Source organism: Amnimonas aquatica (assembly GCF_002943415.1).
GTDB classification, from domain to species: domain Bacteria; phylum Pseudomonadota; class Gammaproteobacteria; order Pseudomonadales; family Moraxellaceae; genus Perlucidibaca; species Perlucidibaca aquatica_A.
Genome location: NZ_PTQZ01000210.1, coordinates 1 through 3,070 on the forward strand (window position 1 = coordinate 1; position 3,070 = coordinate 3,070).

Consider the following 3,070-nt stretch of genomic DNA (forward strand, 5'->3'; position numbering starts at 1 on the left):
CCCCTGCCCGTTGCCAGCCAGCCGGTCTTCGACCGGGTGGCCGAGTGGATGTGCGCCATTCCCCATGCCGCCACCATCGGCATCCGCTTCATGCAGGGCGAGCGCGGCCGCGTCACCCTGCTGCTGCCGTACCAGGAAAAGCTGGTCGGCAACCGTCAGCGCGGGGTGCTGCACGGCGGGGTCATCACCTCGCTGGTCGACTCCAGCAGCGCGCTCAGCATCTTCTCGCTGCTGGAGGCGCCGGAGGCCATCGCCACGCTCGACCTGCGCATCGACTACCTGCGTCCGGCGACCCCCGGCATGCCGGTCTACTGCACCGCCGAGTGCTACCGGCTGACGCGCGAGATCGCCTTCACCCGCGCCACCGCCTATCAGGATGACGACAGCCAGCCGGTGGCCTACAGCGTTGGTACCTTCATGCGCGGCTCCAGCAGCGCCGCCATCGGCAAGGGCGACGCGGCGCGGCAGCAGGAGGTGGCGAAATGAGCGGGCCGGAGCGGCGCCTGCCGGAAAATTTCGCCGATGTCCTGGCGGAGTCCCCTTATGCCCAGCTGCTGGGCGTGCAGATGCAGGAAGGCGATGACGGCCTGCTGTTCGTGCTGCCCTACCAGGCGCACAACATCGGCAACGACGGACTGCCGGCGCTGCATGGCGGGGTCATCGGCGGTTTCCTGGAGACGGCGGCGCTGCTGCATCTGCTCTGGGTCCGCGAGTCGGTGGAGCTGCCGCGCACGGTGGACTTCTCGATCGACTACCTGCGCTCCGGCAAGGCCGAGACGCTGTACGCCCAGTGCAGCGTGACCAAGCAGGGCAAGCGCGTTGCCAACGTGCTGATGACCGCCTGGCAGGAAAGCCGCGACAAGCCGGTCGCCGTGGCGCGGGCGCATTTCCTGCTCAGCAACGGTTAGTGTCTGTCGGCCTGGAGAGAAGATGCGGGCCGGAAAAACGCCTTCGCTACAATTTCCGGCCCGCATCTTCTCTCCAGACCGACGGCCCCGCAGTGCCGGGATCTGATGCAGGCGGGTATTCCCGTCCGGGGCCCACGGCCTCCGGAAATTGTAGCGAAGGCGTTTTTCCGGAGGCCGTGGGCCCCGGACGGAGACAGGACGAACTCAATCCTGGCGCTGGCGGGTCTCCCCGGTCAGCAGCAAAGCGATCAGCGCCAGCACGGCCGCCCCGGCCAGGTAGTAGCCGACCGAGCCGATGCCGTGGTGGGTAGCCAGCCAGGTGGCGGCGTAGGGTGCCAGCGAGGCGCCGAAGATGCCGGCGAGGTTGAATGCCAGCGATGACCCCGTGTAGCGCACCGCGGTCGGGAACAGTTCCGACAGGATGGTGCCCAGCGGTCCGTAGCCCAGACCCATCAGGCCCAGGCCGATGCTCAGGAACAGCAGCGTGCTCGAGGCGTCGCCGACACTGAACAGCGATTCGAAGCTGAAGGCGAAGGCGATCATCAGCAGGTTGCTGACGACCAGCGTGGGGTAGCGGCCGAAGCGGTCGGCGAGCACGGCGGAAAGCGGGATGGTGGCGGCGAAGAACAGCACGCCGATCATCTGCAACTTGAGGAACTCCTCGCGACTGAAGCCCAGTGCCGAGGTGCCCCAACTCAGCGAGAACACGGTCATCAGGTAGAACACCACGAACACGGTGAGGGCGATCAGGGTGCCCAGCACCAGAACCCGGCTGTGTTCGCGGAACAGGGTCAGCATGGGCACTTCGACACGTTCGTTGCGTTCCAGGGTTTTCCGGAAGGATGGCGTTTCGGTGATGCGCAGGCGCACATAGAGGCCGACCAGCACCAGCAGGCTGCTGGCGATGAACGGAATGCGCCAGCCCCAGGCCATGAAGTCGGCTTCGCTGAGCCAGTGCGTCAGCGCCAGGAAGCAGCCGGTGGAGAGCAGGAAGCCCAGCGGCGCGCCCAGTTGCGGGAACATGCCGAACCAGGCGCGCTTGCCGGGCGGCGCGTTCTCGGTCGCCAGCAGCACGGCGCCGCCCCACTCCCCGCCCAGGCCGAAGCCCTGGCCGAAGCGGCAGATGGCCAGCAGCAGCGGTGCCAGCACGCCGATCTGGGCGTAGGTCGGCAGCAGGCCGATGATCACCGTCGACAGGCCCATGGTCAGCAGTGCCGCCACCAGCGTGGCCTTGCGGCCGATGCGGTCGCCGAAATGGCCGAACACCGCCGAGCCCAGCGGGCGCGCGAAAAAGGCGATGGCGAAGGTGGCCAGCGACTGCAGCGTGGCCGAGGTCGGGTCCGAGTCCGGGAAGAACAGCTGCGGGAACACCAGCACCGCCGCCGTGGCGTAGATGTAGAAGTCGAAGAACTCGATGGTGGTGCCGATCAGGCTGGCGAAGAGCACGCGGCTGGCCGGATTGGCCGGCGTGTCGGCGGTGGCTGCTGGATTCATGGGGAAGGACCGGGTGGATGCAGTAAGATCGCGGATTGTTCAGCCCGGATTCTTTCCTGTTCAGGAACGCATGGCAATGTCATCTTCCGCTGCGGCCTCGCTCAAGGCCGATCTTCTCCTGGTCCTGGTCACGCTGCTGGCGGCGGTGAGCTGGATATTCTCCAAGGAAGCGGTGCTGCTCATGCCGCCGCTGCTGTTCATGGCGCTGCGCTTCCTGCTCGCCGGGCTGCTGCTGGCACTGCTCGGATGGCGTCAGATCCGTGCCCTGAACGTGCGCCAGATCCGTCGCGCGACGCGGGTTGGCATGGTGTTCGGCTTCGGCATGAGCTGCTGGATCATGGGCCTGCATGCCGGCGGGCATCTTGGCGAAGGCGCGTTCCTGACCAACCTCGGCGTGGTGCTGGTGCCGCTGCTCGCCGCCCTGCTGTTCGGCGAGCGAGCGCCGCTGAGCACATGGCTGGCGCTGCCGGTGGCCGGCGCCGGCCTGGCGCTGCTGTTCCTGCAGCACGGCCTGCGGCCGGCGCCGGGCCAGCTGTTCTACGTGCTGGCGGCGGGCATCTTCGCGCTGTTCTACATCCTCAACACGCGCGCCGCCAACGAGCGACCGGGCGCGCCCGGCGGCCGCGGCGACAAGGTGCCGCCGCTGGCGCTCACCGCCATCGTGCTCA

At 67.8% G+C, this 3,070-nt stretch carries 4 protein-coding genes; 3 read left to right on the forward strand and 1 reads right to left on the reverse strand.

Features of this window, described 5'->3' with window-relative positions; all coding sequences use genetic code 11:
• Both C5O18_RS07965 and C5O18_RS07970 read left to right on the forward strand, forming a co-directional pair.
• Positions 1-486 (forward strand): PaaI family thioesterase (locus C5O18_RS07965; RefSeq protein WP_206389798.1); only part of this gene is annotated, 486 nt, incomplete at its 5' end.
• Entirely contained in the window at positions 483-908 is a 426-nt protein-coding gene (locus C5O18_RS07970; protein ID WP_105192986.1) for a PaaI family thioesterase, read from the forward strand. The genes C5O18_RS07965 and C5O18_RS07970, both read left to right, overlap by 4 nt.
• 204 nt (positions 909-1,112) lie before the next feature.
• On the opposite strand, the gene C5O18_RS07975 is transcribed toward C5O18_RS07970, so the two are convergent.
• A complete protein-coding gene (locus tag C5O18_RS07975) occupies positions 1,113-2,402 on the reverse strand; it encodes an MFS transporter (protein WP_105192988.1) in 1,290 nt (429 codons plus the stop codon).
• A 76-nt stretch (positions 2,403-2,478) separates the two neighbouring features.
• Here C5O18_RS07975 and C5O18_RS07980 point away from each other — a divergent pair.
• The coding region (locus C5O18_RS07980; protein ID WP_206389799.1) for an EamA family transporter at positions 2,479-3,070 on the forward strand (592 nt) is incomplete at its 3' end.